General features: G+C 59.9%; 1 protein-coding gene. It reads left to right on the top strand.

Annotation, left to right across the window (positions count from 1 at the left end):
- On the top strand, positions 1–369 hold a 369-nt coding region (locus tag OXG98_02430; GenBank protein ID MCY3770866.1), incomplete at both ends, for a TonB-dependent receptor plug domain-containing protein.

The following is a 369-nucleotide window of genomic DNA, read 5'->3' as shown; positions in this document are numbered from 1 at the left end:
ACGCCATCGAGCGAATCGAAATCCTGACCGATTCCGCCTCGGCGGTCTACGGGGCTGACGCAATCGGCGGCGTCATCAATTTCATCATGCGAGCCGACTACACCGGTGCGGAGATTCAGGTCGGCATGACCCGTCCCGAGGCGAAAGGTGCGGACGAAGAGCAGGTCAAGGCCCTATTCGGCGCTGCGGGCGACCGCGGCAAGATCATTGCAAGTTTCGAATTTTTCGAGAGAAAAGCCATATTCGACGGCGACCGCGACTACAGCGCCGTGCAAATCAACGGAGACTCGTTCGGCGACACCGTGGGCGTCAGCGTAGGCGGCAACACGGGCTTTCCCGGCAATTTCTCAACCGCATATCCGATCGGAG

Source organism: Gemmatimonadota bacterium, assembly GCA_026706345.1.
Classification (GTDB): Bacteria; JAAXHH01; JAAXHH01; order JAAXHH01; family JAAXHH01; genus JAAXHH01.
This window is presented reverse-complemented; position numbering and strand designations above follow the sequence as displayed.